Here is a 22054-nt window from a genome sequence, read left to right as displayed (position 1 = left end):
ACCGGCCGCGGTGAACGATCCGCCGGGCCCCGCACAAAGGTGTGCGGGGCCCGGTCGCGCGCGCCCCCTTGCCCACGAGATCTTCACAGCGCTTTCATGACCCCTACAGGCGTCTCACCGACACCGGTGAGGTGCTCGATTCAGCCTGTGGGGGGCACAGTTGAATACAGCACACCGCTCCAGACGTCTCGCGGCCACACTGCTCACCGCGGTGCTCGCCGGGACCGGACTGACCGTCGCCGCCGCGCCCGCGGCCCACGCGGCGGCCTCCGACGCCGTCGCCAAGCTGCCGATCTCGTCGTACTCGGGCCTGGCCGTCGACTCCGTGCACCAGCGCGTCTACATCGCCGACCAGCGCGACGGCCAGGCCGCCGGCACGGTGCTGGTCTACGACTTCCAGGGCCGGAAGGTCGCGGCGCTCGCGCACCCGGGCCCGGTCTCCGGCGTGGCGCTCGGCGAGGACTCCGCGACGCTGTACGTGGGCGAGAGCGGACGCGTCGTCACCTACGACACCGGCACGCTCCAGCAGACGGGCGCGCACAGCGCCGCCTACGACACCTGCGGACGCCAGCTCGCCTACGCGGGCGGCACGGTGTGGAGCACCGACGCCTACGTCTACCAGAGCTACCAGTGCGCCACGGCGACGACGTCCCTGGACACGCTCACGAACGGCACGGTCTCCCGGACCGGCTGGAACGACGTCGGCCGGCTCCAGCTCGCCCCGGGGGCCCGCGCGCGGAACCGTCTCCTCATGGGCCAGCCCAAGGAGAGCGGCGCCGCGAACCCCTTCCTCGCCTCGTTCGACGTCAGCGGCGCCACCCCGGTGCGGGAAGCCGCCCGCCGGTTCGCGGACGCCGACGGCAAGGGCGCCCTCGACCTACAGGACATGGCGGCGAGCCCGGACGGCACCGAGGTCGCCGTGGCCGACGCCACCGCCGGCACCCGGCTGCTGAACGCCGGCGACCTGTCGGACGCGCCCGGCCAGTACCAGGCCCTGCCCGCCGGCGCGACCTCCACCGCCGTCGCCTTCAGCGGCGACGGGAAGTACATCGCCCGGGGCGCCCAGGCCGCCGGCGGCACGCCCGATCTGCTGGTGCAGAGCGCCGACCCGGCCGACGGCACCCCGCCGCTGGAGTTCGCCTTCGAGGGCAGCCTCGACGGCAACGGCGTCACCCCGCGGGGCCTCGCCTGGTCCGAGGACGGCTCCCGGCTCTTCGCGGTCACCCGGGGCGGCACCGGCCAGGAGTACTGGCTGCACGTCATCCAGCCCCCGGCCGTCCAGTACGACACCCGCTTCACCGGCGACCTCGCCCACAGCCCCTCCGGTGCCGTCGCGGGCGAGCCGCTGTCGGTGCGCGGCCGGCTGGAGTGGGACGGGCCCGCGCCCGCCGAGCCGCTGAAGGTGACCGCCGTGCGCGAGGACGCGAACGGCAGGCACCAACTGGGCACCGCCACCGTCCGGGACGACGGCACCTTCACCGTCCTGGACGAGCCCGACCTGGTCGGCGACGCCACCTACACCGTGTCCTTCCTCGGCGACCTCACCCACCGCCCCGCCCCCGACATCACCCACACGGTGACGGTCGGCAAGGCGCCCAGCTCGCTCACGCTGACCGGTCCGGACGAGGCCACGACGAGCGAGGGCGTCCACCTCACCGGCACGTTCACCGCACAGGGCAAGGCCCTGCCCGAGCGGGCCACGCTCACCGTGCGGCGCACGGACCGGCTCGGCACCGGCTCCCTGTCGTCGGTGACCGTCGCCGCCGACGGCACCTTCACCGTCGACGACCTGCCGCGCACCCGGCGCGAGGTGACCTACACCGTCGGCTGGCCGGGCGACGACCTGCACACGGGTGCCACGGCGTCGGTCACGGTGTACGTCAGGCGCTGAGTTCGCCGTCCCCCGTCCCGCCCCGGTCCTGAAGGTAGCGGGTGTGGGACTCCTGGCGGCGGGCCTCGGCCTCGCCGAGCTCCGCCGCCAGCCGCTCGGCCTCCTGCCGCAGCAGATCGAGCTGCCGCTCCAGATGGCGTTCGGGCGGCTCGGTGCCCGGCGCCAGACGCGTCCACCAGCGGGTGCGGACGAAGGCGTCCACGGCCTCCGGGATGTCCTGCCGCACCGCCCGGGAGACGGTGTGCACGCCCTCCGGGTCCCGGGCCAGCGCCTCGGCGACCCAGCCCGGTTCCAGCAGCGCGCCCAGCAGCCCGGTCAGTCCGCCGAGCCGGGCGGCGGCCTCGGGCGGCAGGTCGACGTCCGCGAGGTAGCCGCCGAGCCGATCGAAGTCGGCGCGGACCTCATCCAGTTGGGCCGACGGGCTGGGGAAGTCCGGCACGGCGGGCCGCTCCGGCGGGGCGATCAGCGCGCCCGCGCCGTACAACCCGGCCACCACGACCGGCCAGTACGGTCCCGCGACCCCGGCGAAGGTCAGCACCAGGCCGAGCAGCCCGCAGGCGCCGCCGGTGAGGTTCTTGCGGGACTCCAGGTAGCCGAGGACCTTGTCGCCGGGGACCTTACTGATAGCCACGGATCTCCTCGAAGGCGCCGTCCAGCGAGCCCTGCCGGGCGTCGAAGAGCCGGCCGCCGGTCAGGTCGGCGATGTGCTGGAGTTCGGAGCGGGAGGAGTCGCCGAACAGGATCGGGAAGACGGGGATGTCCCGCCGGTCGCGGCCGAGGGCGCGGTAGAAGCCGTCGAAGTCGCCCGCCTCGGCGCCCGCGGTGTTCTCGCCGTCGGTCATCAGCACGATGGAGGTGAACGTGTCCCGGTCGGGCCCGAGATGGTCGTACGCCTGCTCCAGCGAGGTGTAGACGGCGGTGCCGCCGTCGGCGCCGAGGGCGTCGGTGTCCCGGCGGATCGCGGCCAGGCCGGCCCCCGGGTCCTTCGGGTCGACGACGTGGGTGCGCACGCTCTTCACGTTCGAGCCGAACGGCATCAGCGTCACCTCCTCCCGGTCCCGGAAGTCGCCGGTGAGCCCGGTCAGCGCCTTCTTCAGCGCCGAGAGCCGGTCGCCCTCCATGGAGCCGGAGGTGTCCAGGACGTACACCGTGCGCGACGGGCGGCGCAGTTCGTTCTCGTACGAGTCCAGCAGCCCGTCGGCCACCGAGCGGCTGCCGGGGAAGGGCAGTTCACGGCGCCGGCCGGTGTCGAGGCCGGCGGCGGGCCGCACCGAGGGCACGACCGGGCGGCGGCGGGTGGTGTCGGTGATCAGCTTCTGCACGGCGTCGGTGCGCAGGTCCGCGGTCACCTTGCGGACGTCCTCGCGGGTGCGGGCGTCGGTGGACGCGAGCGAGGAGAACGGGTAGTCGGCGGTGACGACGCCGTCGCGGGGGCGGATCACGGTGAGGCCCGGGATGCCCTTGAGGACGGACTCGTAGTTGAGCAGGGCGTCCACGGTGCCGCGCCGCCGGTAGGCGGTGGCGAGCCAGCCCGACGAGCCCGAGGTCAGCTTCTGGCCCCGGAAGAACTCCTTCAGCCGGGGCGTCGCCTTCGCCACGTCGGCGTCGGTCAGCGCGGACTGGGCGCCGGAGAGGGCGGAGGCGACCGAGACCAGCGTGGCGAAGCCGGAGTTGGAGCGCGCCGGGTCGGTCATGCCGTAGGTCAGCCTCCCGTCCCGGACGGCCCTGTCCACCTGGGACCAGGTGACGTTCTCCGGCTTCCAGCCGAGCTCCCGCACGGTCGCCGGCCGGACGCCGATGGCGACCGGGCTGGACATGACCGGCGTCTCGGACAGCACCTTCCTCGCCGCCTCGGGCCGCAGCCGCAGATAGTCGTCCGACGACAGCCACAGCGCGTCGTACGCCCCGTCCGCCTTCCCCCGGGCCAGCAGGTCGACGGCGTCCAGGGTGCCCATGTAGGTGGGCCGGACGGTGATGCCGGTGTCCTGGCGGACGCGGTCGAAGACGGCGGTCATGTCGCTCAGTTCGCTGGAGGCGAGGACCCGGAGGGTGCCGGGCTTCGGCGCGTTCGGGTCCTCCTTCGGGTCCTCGGCGGTGCACGCGCTCAGCAGGCCGGCGGCGACGACGAGCACGGCGAGCAGGGAGCGTCGTCTCATCCGAGGCCCCCCTCCAGCGCGCCCTGGGCGCGGCTGCGCTCCAGGTGGGCGGAGGCCCCCCGCAGTTCGTCCGTGAGGGACTGCACGGTGCTCGCCATGACCTCGGTCGCCTGGACCTTGTAGCTGTCGATGGCGTCGAGGGTGCGGTAGATCTGCTGGAACGCGGCGCGCAGGGTCTCCGCGCCGACCGCCGGGTCGGCGGCGATGCGCTGGATCTCGCCGCTCTGCGTGGCGAGCATCTCGGCGTTGCCCCGGATGAGGTCCTCGGTGGTCCCGCGCAACGCGTGGACCTGCTCGACGACCTTCTTCTGGCGGTCCAGGGCGGAGGCCAGCAGCACGGAGATGCGCAGCGCCGAGACGGTGGTCGTGGCGGCCCGGTCGACGCCCTTGATCAGCTCGTCGTTGTTGCGGCGTACGACGTCCATGGCGAGGTAGCCCTGCGCGCACACCGCCAGCTGGGTGAGCAGGTCCTGGTGCTTCTGCCGGACCGGGAAGAGCACGTCGGCGCGGAGGGCGTCGGCCTCCTGCGGGTCGCCGACCCCGGCGATGTGCTCCTCGACGGCGGTGTCCAGGGCCTGGGTGAGGACGACGTACTCCTGGAGCTTGCCCATCGTCTCCCACAGCCGGACCCGCTCGGTCTGCAACGCGGCGTTGTCCCGGCGCAGTTCGTCCTGACCGCCGCGCAGCGCGCCGACGATCCGGTTCAGGTTGCCCTGCGCGGAGGCGTACTTGGCGAGGTGGTCGCGCAGCTTGTTGCCGCCGGGCAGCCGGGACAGGAACCTGCGGCCCCTGTGCGCGGGCAGGTCCCGCGGGTCCAGGTCCTCCACCGCCCGGCGGAGTTCCACGAGCGAGCCGGCGACCTTGCCCTGGGCGTCCCCGCCCTTGTCGGGCAGGCTGCGCACGGCCCGCTCCAGCATGCGGTTGGACTGGACGGCGGCGGTGCGCATCTCGCCGGCGCCGAGCGCGGTGATCTCGCCGACCTTGCCCGCGAACTCCGGCGAGCGGGCGTCGAGCGCGGCGAGCTGCTCGACGAAGGCGGTGGCCTTGCGGGCCATGTCGGTGCGCACCGCGTCCTCGACGGGCACCAGTCCGCCGGCCTTCTCCTTGGGCACGGCCGGCACGGGGTCGGGCGGGGTGAGCTGGAAGTCGCTGTCGGTCATGCGGTGGGTCCCCCGTGTCATCCGCGGGCCCGGCGGGCCATCTCGTGCAGCACCGCGGAGGTGGGCACGGGTGCCTGCCGGACACCGGTGAGCTTCTGGTTGAGGTAGGCGGCGCGGTCGGCGGTGGCCGCGACGAACTCGGCGGCGTCGCCCTGCGGCCGGAATCCGTGCCGGACGGCGAGCCTGCGCAGGGCCGGGTCGGTGCTGAGCAGCTCCCCGAGCGCCCGGCCGTCCGCGTTCAGCGGTACGACGGTGTGGTCGCTGTTGACGGTGGTGTCCGGGTACAGCACCACCAGGTCGTCCACGCCGTGCCGCTCCGCGAGGAGCGCCGCGACCTGCGACTCGTACACCAGCACCAGCGGGTTGCCCGCGCCGCTGACGAAGTCCCGGAACACCGCGTCCGTGCTGGACTGCTGGGCGCCCTGGACGCTGACCAGCTTGTGCAGCAGGGGGGCGGTGCGGTCGAGGTCCGCCTTGCCGGCGACCACCTTGCCGCCGTTGGCCACGTAGGAGGCGGCGGCGAGGTAGAGGGCGCCGGAGTTGGAGGACTCGGGGTCGGTGCTGGCGATGTACAGGGTGCCCGTCAGCTCGCCGTGGGCCTTGGCGCCCTTGAGCTGCTGCCAGGTCCGGTCGTGCCGGGCGGCGTCCACGTAGGCGCCCGTCCTCAGCGTGCCGCGGTTCTTCCCGTCGAGCACCGTCAGCCCGTTCGCGGCGAGCACGTCGGCCGCGGCGCGGTGTGCCACGACCACGAGCGGCGAGTAGAAGGGCCGGGGCAGCGGCTCCTGGATGTGGTACTTGCGCGCCAGCTGGTCGGCGGGCGCCTGGCTGGACGGGAAGGCGAAGTCGTACCCCTTGAGGTCCAGCCCCTCCATGGCCCAGGACCCGGAGGCCTCGGCCTTGACGGTGTAGCCCTTGGCGGCGAGGGCCTTCACCACGTCGGGATCGGCGAAGAAGTCGGCCTTCTCCGATCCGATCACGCCACGCACGGTCTTCGTTGCCGTGCCCTTGTCCTCCCCTTGCCGGCCCGCTACGACGGCGGCCACCACGCCACCGATCAGCAGGACCGCGAGGACGATTCCCGCGATACGTCTCACGCCGGGGAGCGTGCTCCCGGAACCCCACGTTCCCCACGCATCGAGATGAACGACGGGTGACGTCCCGTTCCCGGTATGCAACCGGAGGTCACCCCTCCGGAATGGGGCGGCGACGTCGGGCGGCGCCCCGTGGAAGGAGACGCGCACGGAGCGCAGCTTGTGGCGCCCGGTCCGCGCGTCGCTGCGGATGCGCGCGGACCGGGGCCGATCGGGGGACCCCCGCGGGGGTCAGGCGGTGCTGAGTTCCTTCGGGTCGGCGGACAGCGCGGCGGCGTGCGCGTCCATCCGCTCGGCCGAGAGGATCGCCACCGCCGTGTCGGCGCGGGACGCGGCGACCACGAGCGCGCGCCCGGCGAGGGCGTGCGCGCGCCGGTGCAGGGCGACGGGGTCACCGGCCGCGGCCGGTGCCGCGCGCAGCGGCGTACGTCCTCCCCGCAGCCGCGCCACCTGCGCCGCGAGGCGCTCCGCGGCGGTGTCCAGGTCGGCGGACGGGCCCAGTGCGCGCAGCTCGTCGGTGACCGCGAGCAGCGCAGCGAGGTGGCCGGCGAGCTGGATGTCCAGCTCCTCCTCGCGCGACCGGTGGGGGAAGTCCGAGGCGGTGCCGGCCATCGTGCTGTGGACCGACTTGGTGCGGATCGGCTCGTACATGGGGATGGCCTCCTGTGCGCTGACAGGAAGCCATCTTAGCTTGGATTTCGTCTAAAGTTGAGCCGGGTCACGGAACGGAGCCCGTCGACTACGGCTGGCTGTATCCGTCCAGGAAGTTCCCGATGCGGGTCACCGCGTCCCGCAGGTCCCCCACCGTCGGCAGCGTCACCACCCGGAAGTGATCCGGCTCGGGCCAGTTGAAGCCCGTGCCCTGGACGACCATGATCTTCTCCTTGCGGAGCAGGTCCAGGACCATCCGCCGGTCGTCCTTGATCTTGAAGACGTCGGGGTCCAGCCGCGGGAACAGGTACAGCGCGCCCTTCGGCCGTACGCAGCTCACCCCCGGAATCCGCGTCAGCAGGTCGTACGCGGTGTCCATCTGCTCCTTCAGCCGGCCGCCCGGCAGCACCAGGTCGTTGATCGTCTGGCGTCCGCTGAGCGCGGCGACCACCCCGTGCTGCCCCGGCATGTTGGCGCACAGCCGCATGTTCGCCAGGATCGTCAGGCCCTCGATGTAGGAGTCGGCGTGGGCGCGCGGGCCGGAGATCGACATCCAGCCGACGCGGTAGCCGGCCACCCGGTACGCCTTCGACATGCCGTTGAAGGTGAGGGTGAGCAGGTCCGGGGCGACCTTCGCGGTCGGGGTGTGCGTGGCGCCGTCGTAGAGGATCTTGTCGTAGATCTCGTCGGAGCAGACGAGCAGGTTGTGCCGGCGGGCGATGTCCGTCAGGCCCTTGAGCACCGTCTCGTCGTAGACCGCGCCCGTGGGGTTGTTCGGGTTGATGATGACGATCGCCTTGGTGCGGTCGGTGACCTTGCGCTCGACGTCGGCGAGGTCCGGCATCCAGTCGGACTGCTCGTCGCAGCGGTAGTGCACCGCCGTACCGCCCGAGAGGGACACGGCCGCCGTCCACAGCGGATAGTCCGGGGCCGGTACGAGCACCTCGTCGCCGTCGTCCAGCAGCCCCTGCATCGCCATCACGATCAGCTCGGAGACGCCGTTGCCGATGAAGACGTGCTCGACGTCGGTCTCGATGCCGAGGGTCTGGTTGTGCATCACGACCGCGCGGCGGGCGGCGAGCAGGCCCTTGGCGTCGCCGTAGCCGTGCGCGGTGGAGACGTTGCGGAGGATGTCCTCCAGGATCTCCGGGGGGCAGTCGAAGCCGAAGGCGGCCGGGTTGCCGGTGTTGAGCTTGAGGATGCGGTGGCCCGCCGCCTCAAGCCGCATGGCCTCTTCGAGAACCGGGCCCCGGATCTCGTAACAGACGTTGGCGAGCTTGGTCGACTGGATCACCTGCATGTGCGTGAGCTTACGGCGCGGTAACGCCTCATGGCTCGTGTTTTCCGCCACGTGAGACACGGAGATTTGCCCGGATATCACCGTCAGGTGTCTCAGGAGTCGCTTGCGTCCCTACAATTCGCTGGCATGTCCACGGAACGGGAGTACGAGGTGGGGGCGGACGGCGTGAACGGAACGGGCGGCGCGCCCGAAGCCCGGCCGAACGTGTACCACCCGCAGCCGGCTCCGGCCCCCGCGTACGAGCAGTACGCCGACCCCGCCGCCGCGCACGGCTGGCAGGACGCCTACGACGCGACCCGCGAACTGCCCGGCCTGTATGAGGCCGGCGAGGCCGACGAGGCCCGTGGGACATACGGAGCTCACGAGGCCCCGGATGCCTTGCCGGCGGCCGAAGCCGGGGAGCGCCCGGAGCCGACGCATCCGGACGGGCCCGGCGAGGGCCGGGCCGGGCGGCGAAGGGCCGCGCGCCGCGCGGGCGGCCGGCGCCGGGTGGCGGTCGTCGCCGGGGTCCTCGGCGTGGCCGGCGCCGTGGCCGCGTTCGCCGCGCTGGGCGGCTCGGGCTCCCCGGCCGGCGCGCGTCCCGAGAAGGGCGGGAGCGCGAGCGTCGACTCCACTCCCGCGAGCCCGCGCGGGGACACCGCCTCGCCGAGCGCGAGCGCGCCGGAGGCCGGGGACCCCGTGCCGTCGCGCTCGGCCGCCTCCTCGGACACCGGCGCCGGGGGAGAGGCGAACAACGGGACGGCCGACGGCCCGGCGGCCACCACCACGCCCTCGGCACCGGACGTGTCGCCGTCCGGCGCGTCGGCACCGGCACCGACCCCCACGGGGACGCCGACGGCCGACCCGCCACCGACGTCCCCGCCCGGCACCTCCGGCAGGGGCAACGGCTACGGCCACGGCACCACGAAACACCCGCGCTGAGCGCCGGGTCGCCGCATGTTGCGCCGCGCCGGCTCCGCCGACAGGGGCCACGGCGCAGCCAACACCCGCGCTGAGCGCTGAGTCGCCACGTGCGTCACGGCGTTCCCGCCGTCACCGGTCCGTGGCGGTGGCCACCACGCCCTGGGTGCCGGCTGTGTCACGGTCCGGCGCCACCGGCTACGGCGACGGCACCGCCAATCACCATTGCTGAGCGCCGGGTCGCCGCGTGCGTCACGGTGTTCTCGCCGTCGCCGGTCCGTGGCGGTGGTCATCACGCCCTGGGTGCCGGCCGTGTCGCCGTCTGGCCCCATCCGGCAGGGGCTACGGCACCGCTAACTACCCGCGCTGAGCGCCGAGTCGCCGTGTGCGTCACGGCGTTCTCGCCGTCGCCGGTCCGTGGCGGTGGCCGCCCTGCCCTGGGTGCCGGCCGTGTCATCGTCCGGCATCGCCGGCAGGGGCCACGGAGCCGCCAACGCCCCGTGCTGAGCGCCGGGTCGCCGTGTGGGACACGGCGTTCCCGCCGCCGTCCGTCCGTGGCGGTGGCCGCCCTGCCCTCGGCGTCGGCCGTGTCGCCGTCCGGTGCCCCCGGCAGGGGCCACGGCATCGCCACGCCCCGTGCTGAGCGCCGAGTCGCCGTGTGCGTCACGGTGTTCTCGCCGTCGCCCGTCCGTGGCGGTGGCCACCATGCCCTCGGTGCCGGCCGTGTCACCGCGTACTGCGCCGCCACGGCTCCGCCGCCGTCCGTCCGTGGCGGTCGCCGCCGCGCCCTCGATGCCGGCCGTGTCGCCGTCCGGCAGGGGCCACGGCACCGCCAACCACCCGCGATGAGCGCCGAGTATCGCGCCGCGACGGACCCGCCACCGCCCGTCCGTGGCGGTCGTCATCACGCCCTCGGTGCCGGCCGGCCGTGGCATCGTCCGGCGCCCCGGCAGGGGCCACCGCACCGCCAACCACCCCCGCCGACCGCCGAGTCGCCGCGTGCTGGGCCCCGGCGGGGCCGTCGTCCGTCCGTACAGGGAAACCCCTATGACCTGACACGGCGTCTTGTCCCCTCCCCTCTCCGACGTTGAGAATGCGCATGACAATCGAGTGGGCGGCCGGAGGACTCCGGTCGCCCAAGTCGTCAGAGGGGACCCCCACGTGAACAAGCCTCTCCTTGCCGCGCTCTCCTCCCTGGCCATCGCCGGGCTGGGCGCGACCCCGGCGGTAGCCGCACCGCACTCCGCCAAGGCCGCCGCGGTCACGGTCGACTTCGCCGGCACCGTCTCGCTCAGCAACTGCTCCGGTTCCGTCATCCGCTTCCCGGGCTCGGCCGACACCGACCCGGCCCTCGTGCTGACGAACGGCCACTGCCTGGAGACCGGCTTCCCGGACCCCGGCGAGGTCATCACCGGCCAGTCCTCCAGCCGTACCTTCGGCCTGCTGAACTCCGCCGGCACCAAGGTCGCCACCCTGCGCGCCAACCAGGTCGTCTACTCGACCATGACGGACACGGACGTCACGATCTACCGCACCACCACCACCTACGCGGCGATCAAGAGCTCGTACGGCATCAGCCCGCTCACCGTGCAGGACACGCACCCGGTCGCCGGCACCGCCATCAAGGTGGTCTCCGGCTACTGGAAGCGCATCTACGGCTGCAACATCGACGGGTTCGTGTACCGGCTGAAGGAGGGCGACTGGACCTGGAAGGACTCGGTCCGCTACACCTCCGCCTGCGACACCATCGGCGGCACCTCCGGCTCCCCGGTCATCGACACCGCCACCGGCAAGGTCGTCGCCGTCAACAACACCGGCAACGAGGACGGCCAGCAGTGCACGGTGAACAACCCGTGCGAGGTCGACGCGAACGGCACCGTCACCGTCCGCCAGGGCATCAACTACGCCGAGGAGACGTACAACATCCCGGCCTGCTTCACCACCGGCAACAAGCTCAACCTGAGCGCGGCCGGCTGCACCCTGCCCAAGCCGTAGGCGCGGTTCACCGCGGCGTACGGCGGACGGACCGCCCCGCCAGGACGTCCGTCCGCCTGCCGTCCTCGATGACGAACCGGCCGTCGACCAGCACGTACGGGATGCCGGCCGGCAGTCTGCGGGGCTCGGCGAAGGTGGCGCCGGGCGCGACCGTCTCCGGGTCGAACAGGACCAGGTCGGCCCGGTAGCCCTCGCGCACCAGCCCGCGGTCCGGCAGCCGCAGCCGCGCCGCGGGCCGGGAGGTGAGGTGGGCGACGCACTCCTCCAGCGTCAGCACCCCCAACTCCCGCACGTAGTGGCCGAGATACCGCGGGAAGGTGCCGTACGCACGCGGGTGCGGCTTGCTGCCCCGCAGGATGCCGTCGGAGCCACCGGTGTGCGCGCGGTGCCGCATGATCGCGCGGACGTTCTCCTCGTGGCCGACGTGCTGGAGGATGGTCGTCCCGAGCCGGTCCCCGACCAGCAGCCGGTGCGCCGTGGCCCAGGGGGTCTCGCCGCGCAGCTCCGCCGCCTGACGGACCGTACGGCCCACGACGTCGGCCAGGCCCGGATCGGTCACCCCGGAGATCTCGACCGTCTCCCACTCCACCGGCACGCCGTGGCAGCCGTCCGAGCCGGTGACCTCCAGGTCGTACCGGATCCGCTCGGCCGTCGCCGGGTCGGTGAGCCGGGCCAGGATCTCCCGCGGGCCGCCCTCGCTCGCCCAGCTCGGCAGCAGCGCGGCCAGCGTGGTGCAGCCGGGGGTGTAGGGGTAGGTGTCCAGGGTGATGTCCGCGCCCGCGTCCAGGGCCCGGTCGAGCAGGGCGAGCAGTTCCGGTGCCCGGCCCTCGTTGACGCCGAAGTTCATCGTCGCGTGCGCGAGGTGCAGCGGGCAGCCCGCCTCCCGGGCCAGGTCGACCATCTCGGCGTACGCCTCCAGGGCGCCGGCGCCGTAGGAGCGGTGGTGCGGGCAGTAGTAGCCGCCGTAGGACGCCACCACGCGGCACAGCTCGGTCAGTTCGGCGTCCTGGGCGTACATCCCGGGCGTGTACGTCAGCCCGGAGGACAGCCCGACCGCGCCCTGTTCCAGCCCCTCGGCCACCAGCCGCCGCATCCGGTCCAGTTCGTCGGGGGTCGGCTCGCGGTCCTCCCAGCCGACGACGAGCGCCCGGACCGTGCCCTGCGGGATCAGGTAGGCCGCGTTCACGGCGATGCCCCGGTCGAGCCGGTCCAGGTACTCGCCGACGCTCCGCCAGTCGAAGTCGATGTCCTCGCCGTACCCGTTCCAGCCGGTGATCGCCCGGCGCACCCCCTCCAGCGTGCGGTCGTCCACCGGGGCGTACGACAGCCCGTCCTGGCCGAGGACCTCCAGCGTGACCCCCTGCGCGGCCTTCGCGCTGTGATCGGGGTCGCGCAGCAGGGCCAGGTCGGAGTGGGCGTGCATGTCGATGAAGCCGGGGGAGAGGACCAGGCCCTCCGCGTCGATCTCCCGCATGGCGCGCGGGCGCTGGCAGCCCGCCGCGGCGGCCTCCTTGACGATCGAGACGATCCGGCCGGCGTCGATCACGACATCGGCGCGGTACGCGTCCGCCCCGCTGCCGTCGACGACGTCGGCGTCCCGGATGACCAGGTCCTCCACGCGGGCCTCCTAGAAGAACGTACGGATGTAGTCGACGACCGTGCCGTCCGCCTCGGCCACCGGGATGAGCTGCCACTTGTCGAAGGACGTGCACGGGTGGGACAGGCCGAGGCCGATCCAGTCGCCGACCGCCAGGTCCGCCTCCGCCTCCGTGCGCAGCCAGGCGTGCTGGTCGGAGAGCCCGGTCACGGTGATGCCGGTGGCCGGGCGCTCCTCGCCGTCGCGGCGCACCACCTGGGCGGTGGGCAGGTCAAGGTCGTAGGCCGCGTCACGCTTGCCCGCGTTGGCGAAGGCCTGCTCGGGGGTCGGCCGGGAGACGACCTGCGCCCACAGCCGGAAGGCGGGCTCCAGGGCGCCCTCCTCGGGCACCCGGCCGAACGGGGTGAGCCTGCGGTAGTGCCCGTCGTCGTGCGAGACGTACGCGCCCGAGCGCAGCAACTTCAGTACGGGCCGCGACAGTTCGGGGATGCCGGCGAAGACGTCGGCGACGGCGTCGAACCAGGCGCTGCCGCCTGCGCTCACCACGATCTCCTCGGCCTTGCCGAACAGCCCGCCCTTGTCGAGGTCGGCGGCCAGCGCCACCAGCCGCCGCAGATACGCCCGCACGCGCTCCGGATCGGCCCGCGGCACCTCGCCCTCGTACCCCGCCACGCCGACCAGGCGCAGGGTCGGTACGGCGGCCACGGCCGCGGCGACGGCCGCGCACTCCGTCTCCGTGCGCACGCCCGTCCGGGCCCCCTCGCCCGCGCCCAGCTCGATCACGACGTCCACCGGGCGGGCCGTGCCGGCCAGGGACGCGTCCATCAGCTCCACCCCGCGCACGGAGTCGACGTAGCAGACGAACCGGAACTCCGGGTCGGCGGCCAGCTCGCCGGCGATCCAGCGCAGGGCGGGCGCGTCCACCAGCTCGTTGGCGAGGAAGACCCGCTGGACGCCGAACGCGCGGGCCACCCGCACCTGGTGCGGCACCGCGAGCGTGATGCCCCAGGCGCCGTGCTCGATCTGGCGGTGGAAGAGCTGCGGGGCCATGGAGGTCTTGCCGTGCGGGGCGAAGGCGAGACCGTGCCGGGTGGTGTACGTCTCCATCAGCGCGAGGTTGTGCTCCAGGCGCTCGGCCGACAGCGCGAGGACGGGGGTGGTGAAGCCGTCGCCGTCCCGGAAGAGGTTGCGGCGCTGGGCGGCCAGCTCGGCGACGGTCAGGCCGTCGGCGTCCGGGGGCAGGCCCTTGAAGCGGTGGTCGACACGTTCCTCGGCAAGGCGGGTGAGCGCTTCGGTGCCCATGAAGCCCCTCTCAGGCGTTGCAATCTGTGCAACAGCCATTGCGTGTAGTGCTTACAGGTGTCTAGCATCTCGCCGAACACCGGGTCAACGGATCCGCCGGCCGAGCGATCGACAGGAGTCATCATCAACGACGCTGCTTACGCCTCGGCCGTTGCGCACCCGCGGAATGTCATGGACGTGGACGTGGTGGCGCTCGGTGAGTCCATGGTCACCTTCCTGCCCAGCCGCCCCGGCCGCCTCGCCGACGTCCCCTCCTTCGACCGGGCCATCGGCGGCGCCGAGTCCAACGTCGCCTGCGCCCTGGCCGCGTTCGGACACACCGCACGCTGGGTCAGCCGCGTCGGCGCGGACGGCTTCGGCGACCACCTGCTGGAGCGGATCGCCGGCTACGGCGTCGACGTCACCGCCGTGCACCGGGACCCCGGCCGGCCCACGGGCGTCTACTTCCGCACCGCCGGGGACCGGGGAACGGGCGCGCACGAGGTGGCGTACTACCGGGCGGGCTCGGCGGCGTCGGCGATGTCGCCGGGGAACGTCGACCTGACGGCGGCCCGGTCGGCCCGCGTCCTGCACCTGACCGGCATCACCGCCGCGCTGTCGGACGAGTGCCGGGAGCTGTTGCACGAGCTGACGGCCCCCGCCCCGGGGCGCCCGCTGATCTCCTTCGACGTGAACTACCGCCCGGGACTGTGGGGCGACGGCGAGGGCGCCCATGTCCTGCTGGAGCTGGCGCGGCGCGCGGACATCGTGTTCGTCGGCGCGGACGAGGCCCGTGACGCCTGGGGGCTGCACGGCGGGGCCTCCATCGTCGAGGCACTGCCCCAACCGGACATCGTCGTCGTCAAACAGGGCAAGGGAGGAGCGACCGCCTTCGCCAGAGGCACCGACGGCATGGAAGACGCCGGCGGTACCGCGACACACGTCCGCGCACCCGGGGTCGACGTCGTCGCCCACGTCGGCGCGGGAGACGCCTTCGCCGCAGGCTTCCTCTCGGCGACCCTGCGGGGGCTGACCGTCAGGGACCGGCTCCGGTACGGCCACCTCTTCGCCGCCGCCGCCCTCACCACCCCGGGCGACCTGGCCGCACCCCCCGCCCGCGGCCACGCCGACCGCCTCGCCGCCCTGGACGACGACGCATGGGGGAGACTTCGACTCGGCCCCGGCTGGACGCAAGCCGAGCAGGCCGAGGAGGAGGCGAACATCCCATGAGTCAGACCGTCGACCGCGCGTTGAGCATCCTGCCGCTGCTGGCCGAGGGCCCCGCCGATCTCGGCCAGGTCGCCGACCGCCTCGGCGTGCACAAGTCCACGGCCCTCCGCCTCCTGCGCACCCTGCACGAACACGGCCTGGTCTACCGCCAGTCCGACCAGCGCTACCGCCTCGGCGCCCGCCTCTTCGCCCTCGCACAGGAGGCGATGGAGAACCTCGACATCCGCGAGATCGCCCACCCCCACCTCGTACGGCTGAACGAGCAGTGCGGCCACACCGTCCACCTCGCCGTCTACGAGGAGAACGAGGTGCTGTACATCGACAAGGTCGAGAGCCGCTACCCGGTGCGCATGTACTCGCGGATCGGCAAGCCCGTCGCCATCACCGTCGCCGCCGTGGCCAAGCTGCTCCTCGCCGACCTGCCCGAACCCGAGCGCCGCGCCCTCGCCCAGCAGCTCGACTACCCCCTGTACACGGCCCGTTCGACCCCCCACGCCGAGGCCTTCCTGAAGGAGCTGGCCACCGTGCGCGAACAGGGCTGGGCCACCGACCTCGGTGGCCACGAGGAGTCCATCAACTGCGTCGCCGCCCCCATCCGCGGCGCCGACGGCCGGGTGGTCGCCGCCATGTCGGTGTCCGCGCCGAACGTGGTCGTCACCGCCGAGGAACTCCTCACCCTCCTCCCGCTGGTGCGCCGTACGGCGGACGCGATCAGCGGCGAGTACTCCGGACGCACCCCAGTGAAGGACCGCACCGCATGACCGACAAGATCGCCCTCACCCCGAAGACCCACACCACCCCGCCCGCGAAGTTCTCGCACGGCGTGCGCAAGGGCAACATCCTCCAGGTCGCCGGCCAGGTCGGCTTCCTGCCCGCCGAGGAGGGCAAGCCCCCCACGCTCGCCGGCCCCTCCCTGCGCGAGCAGACCCTCCAGACCCTCGCCAACGTCAAGGCGATCCTGGAGGAGGGCGGCGCCGGCTGGGACGACGTGATGATGATCCGCGTCTACCTCACCGACGTCGGCCACTTCGCCGAGATGAACGAGATCTACAACGCCTACTTCGAGGAGCAGGGCCTCACCCAGCCGCCCGCCGCCCGCACGACGGTCTACGTCGGTCTGCCGGCCGGCCTCCTCATCGAGATCGACGCCCTCGCCGTCCTCGGCTGACGTCCGCTCACCCCTCGTACCCCCCGCACCTCCCGCACGTCCGGTACGGCACGGCACCTCACGAGGCGCCGTGCCGCGCTCCCCCCTGCCCGAAAGCAGTATGCATTTACGTAGAGGACCCCCGTATGTCCTATCCGCTCGCCGCTCCCGCCCCCGCCGCGCCACCCCACACCGGAGGCCTGCTCCTCCTCGTCGACGGCACGGCCGGACTGCTCACGGTCGCCGCCGTGGGCATCGCCCTGCTCCTCTTCCTGATCATCAAGGTCAGGCTCCAGCCGTTCGTCGCCCTGCTCGCCGTCTCCATAGCCGTCGGCCTGCTCGCCGGCCTGTCGGTCACCGAACTCTTCGGCACGGTCCAGCGCTCGGACGCGGTGTCCACCATCGAGTCCGGCATGGGCGGCATCCTCGGTCACGTCGCGATCATCATCGGCCTCGGCACCATGCTCGGCGCCGTCCTGGAGGTCAGCGGCGGCGCGGAGGTGCTGGCCTCGCGCCTGCTCGCCCTGTTCGGCGAGCGCCGCGCCCCCCTCGCGATGGGCCTGACCGGCCTGATCTTCGGCATCCCGGTCTTCTTCGACGTCGGCATCTTCGTCCTGGCGCCGATCGTCTACGCCGCCGCCAAGCGCAGTGGCCGCTCCATCCTCCTGTACTGCCTGCCCCTGCTGGCCGGCCTGTCGATGACCCACGCCTTCCTGCCCCCGCACCCGGGCCCGGTGGCCGCCGCCGGACTGCTCCACGTCGACCTCGGCTGGGTCATCCTCATGGGCGTCGTCTGCGGCATCCCCGCCGTGCTGGCCGCCTGGGCGTACTCCGCGTGGATCGGCCGCCGCGTCTTCGTCGCCGTACCGCAGGACATGGTGGAGGCCGCGGCGGAGGCGAAGCAGGCCGTCCTCCAGGAGCAGCGCGCCTCGGGTGTCGAGCCGCGCGAGGAGCCGGTGCCGCTGGGCACGGTCCTCGCCATCATCGGTACGCCGCTGATCCTGATCCTCGCCGCCACCTTCTCCTCGATCGCCTTCGACCCCTCCACGGGCCGCTCGGTCGTCGAGTTCTTCGGCCACCCCTTCGTCGCCCTGACGATCGCCCTGCTCCTCGCCTACTACCTGCTCGGCATCCGCCGCGGCTGGTCCCGCAAGTCCCTGGAGACGGTGTCGACGGCGTCCCTGAAGCCGATCGGCAACATCCTGCTGGTCGTCGGCGCGGGCGGCGTCTTCGGCGCCGTACTGAAGGCGAGCGGGGTGGCGCAGGCGCTGTCGGACACCTTCCACGACGTGGGCCTGCCCGTGATCGTCCTGTCCTACCTGATCTCGGTGGTCCTGCGGGTCGCCCAGGGCTCGGCGACGGTCGCGATCGTCACGACGGCGGGCATCGTGGCGCCCCTGCTCTCCGAGGGCCACCACTCGCAGGCCTTCGTCGCCCTCGTCATCATGGCCATCTCGGCGGGCTCCATCTTCGCCTCGCACGTCAACGACGGCGGATTCTGGATGGTGGCCAAGTACTTCGGCATCAGCGAACGCGACACGCTGCGGACCTGGACGGTCCTGGAGTCGGTGCTGTCACTGGCGGGGTTCGCGGTGGCGGCGGTGGTCAGCGTGTTCGTGAGCTGACTGGTTCCGGCACAGGGAAGTCGTCCATACTGCCGCCGTGGAGCAGCGCATAGGATCGAGCAGCGAGCCGACCGAGGCCGCGGAGCCGTTGACGGCGGAGCCTTCGCAGGCGGGGCCGTCGAAGGCCGGACCCGTGAAGGCCGAGCCTGTGATGGGCGCCGGTTTCGACCCGGCCTTCGTCCCGGGGATCACGGGTCCGACACCGACGGACGGGGTGGCGAAGTCACCGGAGCCGAAGGGGGCGCAGGAGCCGCCGTCCGCCGAACCGGCGTCCCCTGAACGGGTGGACGCCGAGGAGGCGGGCGCGGAAGCCGTCGCCGACGCGGACGCCGAGGACGTCGCCGACGCGGATGCCGAGGACGTCGCCGACGCGGACGCCGAGGACGTCGCCGACGCGGACGCCGAGGACAAGGCCGACGGCCCGGTCTTCGAGGCGTCCGACCGCCGGGCGCGGATCGTGGCCGACCGCAAGGGCGTCCGGCTCAGCCTGGACGAGGAGGCCTGCGAGTTCCGCTGGGACGAGATCGCGGCGGTGGAGACGGAGTCGCCCCGCTTCGGCAAGCGCTACACGATCACCGTGCACACCCCTGACCGCCGCTGGTACCCGATCGAGATCGAGGCGGCGGCCAGGGCGCGCTTCAAGGAGTGGGACGAGCAGATCGACGCGGTGCTCGACGCCTACTTCGAGGAGGCGTGACCTAACCGCAGTACTGGGCGGCCTTGCCGATCGACCGGTACATACAGTCGGCGTTCTCCAGCAGCTGCAACACAGCGTCCCTGTTCCGGGAGGTCTCCCGCTCGATGACTTCGTCGGGCGGGTAGAACCCGCCTCCGGAGCTGGACGTCGGATACATCTCGAAGGTGTAGTCGAAGATCTTGTGCACGCCCCAGAGGTAGTCGTCGATGGACCCGTCGGTGATGTACAGGTCGCTGGACTGCTCCGCCGTGTACCCGTTGCTGGCGGCCATCTTCTGCCCCACGGCCTTGAACGCGGCGGCGTCGTCCGCGGTCATCCCGGCGGCGGTGTCGTTGTACGTCCACCCGAACGGCCAGAGCACCAGCTCGCTGTAGGTGTGGAAGTCGATGCCGGCCTTGATCTGCTGCTTGCCGCCGACGACCCGGCCGCGCACGAAGTCGGAGACGACCTTCACCTCGGGCGCGGACTCGGCGGCGGACCCCCGGTAGGTCTCGGAGGACGTCGACCCCGACGACCCGCCGCAGCAGCCCCACTTGTGGTTCCAGTTCCGGTTGAGATCCGTACCGACGTACGAGGAACCGGAGTTGGGCTGCCGGTTCTTCCGCCACGACCGGTACGACCCGCTGGCGATGTCGTACTCGCCCCCGTCCGGGTTGAGATCGGGCACGATCCAGATCTCCCGGCTGTTGACGATGTTCGTGATCCGGGAGTCGGTCCCGTACCCCGCGCCGAGTTCGCGCAGCAGGTACAGCGCCATCTCCACGGTCAAGTGCTCCCGTGCGTGCTAATGAGCGGTGAACAGCACTTCCGGTTCGTCCTCGTCGGTGCCGACGTTGTCGCTGACCTTGATGGCGACGATGTCCCGCCCCTGGTACGACTTCCCGATCACCCGCTTGCTCATGATGCCCGGGTAGGCGGCGAGCCGCTGGTCGATCTCGGCGTTCGTCTCGGCGTAGTTGTGGTACTTCGCGTCGGCGCCGGGGAAGTCGTAGAGCCGCGCCCCGGACCGCTGCGGCACCGCCCCCAACGGCTGCACGTCGTACCCGAGCCGCCGGAGCCTGCGGATCTGCTCGGCCCGCCCGGACACGACGACGCTCTCCTCGTCGGCCTCGTCGACGGTGACACCAGCCGCCTGGATGGCCGTACGGGTCACGGGGGTCGTGCTCTGGTGGATCTCGTACTGCCGTACGCCGTCGTCGGCCGGTCCGGCCCTGCGCACGCTGTCGGCGGTGGCATGCTCGACGCCGGCCGAGACCGGTGCGGCGAGCGCGAGGGCCAGCAGCGCACCGAGAACGGCGGTACGTCTGCCACCACGCGCGCCGGAGCCGCGGATGCGAAGTCGCATGAACTCTCCTTGTGGGGGTGGAGGGGAGGTGGGGTGTTCCCGTGCGACGTGCGGATGCGAGCCGGCGGGGGCCTTCGGTCGGGCTCCCTGTGAACTCGCTGTGCGGGTTGGCGCTCATGGTGCGTGTTGGCATGATCAGGTCAAGTACGAGTGGGGGGAACGACCGGAAACGGCAGGCCGATGCCGACGCGCCTTCCGAAGCCGGCGGCTTCGCACCGCTCCAATTCGCCTGGGATGCCACCTACTTGGGCAGTGAGCCATCCGGGCGAAGCCTCAGTCACGCCTCCATGGTTCAGGGCCCGCCGGAAGACACGATGAAGAGGCAATAGCGCAGGAGAATTCACGGAATGAGTGCGATATGCCCTTCATCCGCCGCGGGCTGACCACGACCACGTCGCTTCTGGCCCTCACCAGCTTCATCGGTATGGGAACCGTCGTCCACGCCGCACAGATGGACGACGGAGATGGCTACAGGCCGTGCGTCATCACCAATCAGGGAAACCACAACGAGAACAGCTACCAGTCGTGTGGACAGATCCTCACCGGAACCGGCCACGTCACCGGAGCCAACCACACGATCGGATCCGGGGCCCCGGGACGCCCCAACTCGCTGCCGCAGGTCGGCGTGACACCGACCAATCTCCTCTCGGCACCGCAGGACAACGCCGACGTCGTGGCCTTTCTGCCCGGCGGTACCGATGTCTCCGCCGCCTGCACCGTTAAGAGCCCGGCTGGCGATGGCATTTTCTATCTCGTCGTCACCAACGTCAACAACTACCCCACGACGGGTTGGGTGTCGGCTGAGTCGGTTCAGACCACCGCGGACTTCCCGGCATGTCTGCCGGACTGAGATGACGGCGGGTACCCCACAGGAAAGCGCCCGGACCGGGAGGGTCCGGGCGCCGGGGACGGCTGGTGGGTCAGATCTCGGCAGTGCGTGGACGTGCCCTCCGACCGAGTTGGACCACGCGTTGCCCGCCGTCGCCTTCCAGTCCGTCCACGCGGCGGACGTCCGGCCCGGTGAGCGGGGGCGCCCAGCACCTCGCCGGCACGCCGGGCCGGCTTGGCGGCCAACGGCCGGTGGTGGCGGTGATTGGCGGATTTGTTCCAGGGGGCGTAGGGAGAAGTGAAGGCTGGGGCCGTCCGGAGACGTCGCTGCGTGGCTCAAATCCGCCAATCACCGCCGTCTCGGCGGCCACGAGGCGGTTCGCCATGCTCGCTCGAACTCTTCAGAGCTGATCGAAGAAGCTGAGAAGTCTGGCTGGTTGGCCACATCATCGATCGATCCGACGGGTACTTCACTCAGACCGATTTCCGCGGACTCGTGGAACGCGTCGGCCTTCAATATTCGTCCGTCCCGGTAGAGTTGAATCTTTCGTGCTTCATATCCATCGCTTCCGATTTCGCTATAGAAGCGGACTGGTTCCGATTGAAATTCATGTGCCCAGTCAACCTTCCAATGTTCCATGGTCAGCCCTTTGTGTAGCGATTTGCAGAGGTGTCACAGTAAGTCCGACAGTGTGGTCCGGAAGTACTCCACGTCCCGCTGCATGTGCGGCGAGAGGTCGGTGAGCATGCGCACTGTCCCGTCGAGGTGGCGTGCCAGTTCCGGCGCGCTCCGCCATACCGACTCCCGCCGTGTCAGCACTGCTGAGAGCAAGTCGTCGTCGTACCAGCCGGCCGCCTCCTGTGGTGCTGTTTCGCGCAGGAAGTCCAGAGCGGTGGGAAGGAGCCAACGCAGGCCGACATCCTGGGTGATCAGCCGGCGTAGATCTTCCACTGTGAGGTCCTTGATGGCTCGCCTCCGCAACTCGTGAACGCTGCGAACCAGGGTCGTGCTGGCTTTTGGAGGGTCAGGCCATCGATTACCCTCCAGATCTTCGATAGAGCTGCCTCTGTCTACAAAATGCGAAAGCAAAAGCTCCTCCAATTCCGAGTGGCTTGGCGATGTCCAATCGAATGCAAGAACCCATTGAGGCGGTCAACTA

General features: G+C 71.8%; 19 protein-coding genes and 1 pseudogene. 9 read left to right on the top strand and 11 right to left on the bottom strand.

Going from position 1 to position 22054, the window contains the following annotated elements:
• The first annotated feature begins 211 nt into the window (after positions 1-211).
• Positions 212-1891, top strand: a complete 1680-nt coding sequence (locus tag AQJ11_RS49170) for an NHL repeat-containing protein (RefSeq protein WP_059262897.1) — start codon at positions 212-214, stop codon at positions 1889-1891.
• Here the strand turns inward: AQJ11_RS49170 and AQJ11_RS10745 are convergent.
• The 6 genes from AQJ11_RS10745 to AQJ11_RS10720 all read right to left on the bottom strand — a co-directional run bounded on the left by AQJ11_RS10745 (position 1881) and on the right by AQJ11_RS10720 (position 8249).
• Positions 1881-2522, bottom strand: coding sequence for a hypothetical protein (locus AQJ11_RS10745; RefSeq protein ID WP_244218189.1), 642 nt, complete (start codon positions 2520-2522; stop codon positions 1881-1883). The two genes, AQJ11_RS49170 and AQJ11_RS10745, sit on opposite strands and share 11 nt — an antisense overlap.
• Positions 2509-4047, bottom strand: coding sequence for a substrate-binding and vWA domain-containing protein (locus AQJ11_RS10740; RefSeq protein WP_059262896.1), 1539 nt, complete (start codon positions 4045-4047; stop codon positions 2509-2511). Before AQJ11_RS10740 ends, AQJ11_RS10745 begins: the two co-directional genes overlap by 14 nt.
• Positions 4044-5207, bottom strand: coding sequence for a toxic anion resistance protein (locus tag AQJ11_RS10735; protein WP_059262895.1), 1164 nt, complete (start codon positions 5205-5207; stop codon positions 4044-4046). Before AQJ11_RS10735 ends, AQJ11_RS10740 begins: the two co-directional genes overlap by 4 nt.
• 17 nt (positions 5208-5224) lie before the next feature.
• Positions 5225-6301: a substrate-binding domain-containing protein gene (locus AQJ11_RS10730; protein ID WP_059262894.1), complete on the bottom strand. Its 1077-nt coding sequence runs from the start codon at positions 6299-6301 to the stop codon at positions 5225-5227.
• Positions 6302-6529: 228 nt separating this feature from the next.
• A complete protein-coding gene (locus tag AQJ11_RS10725; protein WP_014674647.1) occupies positions 6530-6949 on the bottom strand; it encodes an SCO4983 family protein in 420 nt (139 codons plus the stop codon).
• Positions 6950-7037: 88 nt separating this feature from the next.
• Positions 7038-8249, bottom strand: coding sequence for a pyridoxal phosphate-dependent aminotransferase (locus AQJ11_RS10720; protein WP_014674648.1), 1212 nt, complete (start codon positions 8247-8249; stop codon positions 7038-7040).
• Positions 8250-8375: 126 nt separating this feature from the next.
• On the opposite strand from AQJ11_RS10720, the gene AQJ11_RS10715 reads away from it, so the two are divergent.
• Entirely contained in the window at positions 8376-9170 is a 795-nt protein-coding gene (locus AQJ11_RS10715; protein ID WP_244218188.1) for a hypothetical protein, read from the top strand.
• A 1140-nt stretch (positions 9171-10310) separates the two neighbouring features.
• Positions 10311-11144 (top strand): trypsin-like serine peptidase, encoded by an 834-nt coding sequence (locus AQJ11_RS10710; protein WP_014674651.1) that lies wholly within the window; start codon positions 10311-10313, stop codon positions 11142-11144.
• A gap of 7 nt (positions 11145-11151) precedes the next feature.
• On the opposite strand, the gene AQJ11_RS10705 is transcribed toward AQJ11_RS10710, so the two are convergent.
• Entirely contained in the window at positions 11152-12762 is a 1611-nt protein-coding gene (locus AQJ11_RS10705; protein ID WP_059262893.1) for an N-acyl-D-amino-acid deacylase family protein, read from the bottom strand.
• A 9-nt stretch (positions 12763-12771) separates the two neighbouring features.
• Positions 12772-14043, bottom strand: a complete 1272-nt coding sequence (locus tag AQJ11_RS10700) for an amino acid deaminase (RefSeq protein WP_059262892.1) — start codon at positions 14041-14043, stop codon at positions 12772-12774.
• A 171-nt stretch (positions 14044-14214) separates the two neighbouring features.
• Here AQJ11_RS10700 and AQJ11_RS10695 point away from each other — a divergent pair, with 171 nt between their 5' ends.
• The 5 genes from AQJ11_RS10695 (at position 14215) to AQJ11_RS10675 (ending at position 18721) form a co-directional block, all read left to right on the top strand.
• Entirely contained in the window at positions 14215-15252 is a 1038-nt protein-coding gene (locus AQJ11_RS10695; protein ID WP_059262891.1) for a sugar kinase, read from the top strand.
• Positions 15249-16013: an IclR family transcriptional regulator gene (locus AQJ11_RS10690; RefSeq protein WP_058081714.1), complete on the top strand. Its 765-nt coding sequence runs from the start codon at positions 15249-15251 to the stop codon at positions 16011-16013. Before AQJ11_RS10695 ends, AQJ11_RS10690 begins: the two co-directional genes overlap by 4 nt.
• Positions 16010-16420, top strand: coding sequence for a RidA family protein (locus AQJ11_RS10685; protein WP_059262889.1), 411 nt, complete (start codon positions 16010-16012; stop codon positions 16418-16420). Before AQJ11_RS10690 ends, AQJ11_RS10685 begins: the two co-directional genes overlap by 4 nt.
• A 125-nt stretch (positions 16421-16545) precedes the next feature.
• Positions 16546-18024 (top strand): GntP family permease, encoded by a 1479-nt coding sequence (locus AQJ11_RS10680; RefSeq protein ID WP_059262887.1) that lies wholly within the window; start codon positions 16546-16548, stop codon positions 18022-18024.
• Positions 18025-18061: 37 nt separating this feature from the next.
• Positions 18062-18721: a hypothetical protein gene (locus AQJ11_RS10675; RefSeq protein WP_398780995.1), complete on the top strand. Its 660-nt coding sequence runs from the start codon at positions 18062-18064 to the stop codon at positions 18719-18721.
• A 1-nt stretch (position 18722) separates the two neighbouring features.
• On the opposite strand, the pseudogene AQJ11_RS10670 reads toward AQJ11_RS10675, so the two are convergent.
• Positions 18723-20066 (bottom strand): annotated as a pseudogene (locus AQJ11_RS10670) (M14 family metallopeptidase).
• Between the two features lie 358 nt (positions 20067-20424).
• On the opposite strand from AQJ11_RS10670, the gene AQJ11_RS10665 reads away from it, so the two are divergent.
• Positions 20425-20916 carry a hypothetical protein gene (locus tag AQJ11_RS10665; protein WP_059262885.1) on the top strand — a complete coding sequence of 164 codons (492 nt, stop codon included), beginning with the start codon at positions 20425-20427 and terminating at the stop codon, positions 20914-20916.
• 327 nt (positions 20917-21243) lie between these two features.
• On the opposite strand, the gene AQJ11_RS52370 is transcribed toward AQJ11_RS10665, so the two are convergent.
• Positions 21244-21534 carry a DUF6881 domain-containing protein gene (locus tag AQJ11_RS52370; RefSeq protein WP_079082273.1) on the bottom strand — a complete coding sequence of 97 codons (291 nt, stop codon included), beginning with the start codon at positions 21532-21534 and terminating at the stop codon, positions 21244-21246.
• A gap of 33 nt (positions 21535-21567) precedes the next feature.
• Positions 21568-21984, bottom strand: a complete 417-nt coding sequence (locus tag AQJ11_RS10660) for a contact-dependent growth inhibition system immunity protein (RefSeq protein ID WP_059262883.1) — start codon at positions 21982-21984, stop codon at positions 21568-21570.
• Between the last annotated feature and the right edge of the window lie 70 nt (positions 21985-22054).

The sequence above is a fragment of the Streptomyces corchorusii genome, from assembly GCF_001514055.1.
Lineage (GTDB): Bacteria > Actinomycetota > Actinomycetes > Streptomycetales > Streptomycetaceae > Streptomyces > Streptomyces olivaceoviridis.
Note: the sequence above shows the minus strand (reverse complement) of the source record. Positions and strands in the feature narration are given on the sequence as shown.

What these genes read in the sequence shown, in the direction of transcription:
- AQJ11_RS10685 (WP_059262889.1), top strand. Translation starts at nt 16,010, where the DNA reads ATGACCGACAAGATCGCCCTCACCCCGAAGACCCACACCACCCCGCCC.
- AQJ11_RS10665 (WP_059262885.1), top strand. Translation starts at nt 20,425, where the DNA reads ATGCCCTTCATCCGCCGCGGGCTGACCACGACCACGTCGCTTCTGGCC.
- AQJ11_RS10715 (WP_244218188.1), top strand. Translation starts at nt 8,376, where the DNA reads ATGTCCACGGAACGGGAGTACGAGGTGGGGGCGGACGGCGTGAACGGA.
- AQJ11_RS10690 (WP_058081714.1), top strand. Translation starts at nt 15,249, where the DNA reads ATGAGTCAGACCGTCGACCGCGCGTTGAGCATCCTGCCGCTGCTGGCC.
- AQJ11_RS10725 (WP_014674647.1), bottom strand. Translation starts at nt 6,949, where the DNA reads ATGTACGAGCCGATCCGCACCAAGTCGGTCCACAGCACGATGGCCGGC.
- AQJ11_RS10695 (WP_059262891.1), top strand. Translation starts at nt 14,215, where the DNA reads ATGGACGTGGACGTGGTGGCGCTCGGTGAGTCCATGGTCACCTTCCTG.
- AQJ11_RS52370 (WP_079082273.1), bottom strand. Translation starts at nt 21,534, where the DNA reads ATGGAACATTGGAAGGTTGACTGGGCACATGAATTTCAATCGGAACCA.
- AQJ11_RS10720 (WP_014674648.1), bottom strand. Translation starts at nt 8,249, where the DNA reads ATGCAGGTGATCCAGTCGACCAAGCTCGCCAACGTCTGTTACGAGATC.
- AQJ11_RS10680 (WP_059262887.1), top strand. Translation starts at nt 16,546, where the DNA reads ATGTCCTATCCGCTCGCCGCTCCCGCCCCCGCCGCGCCACCCCACACC.
- AQJ11_RS10700 (WP_059262892.1), bottom strand. Translation starts at nt 14,043, where the DNA reads ATGGGCACCGAAGCGCTCACCCGCCTTGCCGAGGAACGTGTCGACCAC.
- AQJ11_RS10735 (WP_059262895.1), bottom strand. Translation starts at nt 5,207, where the DNA reads ATGACCGACAGCGACTTCCAGCTCACCCCGCCCGACCCCGTGCCGGCC.
- AQJ11_RS10740 (WP_059262896.1), bottom strand. Translation starts at nt 4,047, where the DNA reads ATGAGACGACGCTCCCTGCTCGCCGTGCTCGTCGTCGCCGCCGGCCTG.